Origin of the sequence: Haloferax sp. Atlit-10N, assembly GCF_003586325.1 — an archaeon.
GTDB lineage: Archaea > Halobacteriota > Halobacteria > Halobacteriales > Haloferacaceae > Haloferax > Haloferax prahovense.
In genome coordinates, this window is sequence record NZ_PSYX01000053.1 from 1 (window position 1) to 1022 (window position 1022).

Sequence of the window (1022 nt, forward strand, 5' to 3'; positions counted from 1 at the left end):
GACTGTGGGGAGAGCCTTGGGAAAGCAGAGAATCCATTCTTCGTTGCTGCTTGGTACTCGTTCGCTGCTCATGTCTACCGTATGTTCGCTCCGGACGCAAACTTCACCAAGGAACTGGAGGACGCCGCTCAGAAATATGCAGGAATTCGTATGGAATACGAGAAGGGACTCGACACCCCGATATACGAAATTGAGGAGTTCGAGGTCCATGACCTGGACCTCCCAGACATAGTGAATGAAATTGTGAATAGCGACGGGGAACACCGTCTCCCGGAATAGACGCGGCTCGCTATACTCCATTTGAGATTGTCACGTTTCAAACGCCGACTCTAACTTCTCATACATCTTCCTTCGCCGAGCTTTCCGTTCCTGCTCTCTCGACAAGTAATTCCGAAGTACGACCTCCGTCGACGTACTACCCTGGTCTTCAGCCACTCCCTCAAGACCTTCCAGAACTTCTCCAACGGCTTCCTGATACGCCGAGTACCAGAACCGACGTCCCATCTTCGGAGTTGGTGTCTCGCCATCGACAACCACTTCAGCACTGTCAGCAAGCTGTTTGAACCGACGACGTATCGTGCTAACTGACACGTGTCCCGTAGACGACGAGCGAGACGGGAACAGATACCCGTTCCACGTCTCACGGTCAGAGAGCGCATCAATCCGATCAGCGACGACGTCCACGCCATACAATAGAGTCACCTCACCAGGGCCGTTCTTGCGCTCTCCATCACCGAACGACAGGTGTGGATCCTCTGCGTCCAAGACCACCTGGTCGACGTGTAACGCGCCAACTTCTGAAGGTCGTAATCCCCATCCGGCGAGCGCAACGACGAGCAACTCCGCTTCCGGCGAATCAACCTCACTGTAAATGCGGCGGACCTGTGACGCCGACAACGCCTGTGGGTCCGGCTCACTTGCTTCCCAACCGAACTCTTCGCCAGCCTCTGAAAGTGGGTTGTACTTCGCGTACTTCCGACGCTTCACGAACGCGTACCACGCTCTGGCGACGTGCAGATATA

The 1022-nt window shown here is 55.0% G+C and carries 1 protein-coding gene and 1 pseudogene; one reads left to right on the forward strand and one right to left on the reverse strand.

What is annotated here, in order from left to right; genetic code table 11:
• On the forward strand, positions 1–279 hold a 279-nt coding region (locus C5B91_RS22185), incomplete at its 5' end, for a hypothetical protein (RefSeq protein ID WP_158589932.1).
• A gap of 30 nt (positions 280–309) precedes the next feature.
• Here the strand turns inward: C5B91_RS22185 and C5B91_RS21130 are convergent.
• Positions 310–1022: pseudogene (locus tag C5B91_RS21130) on the reverse strand (tyrosine-type recombinase/integrase); the annotation flags it as partial.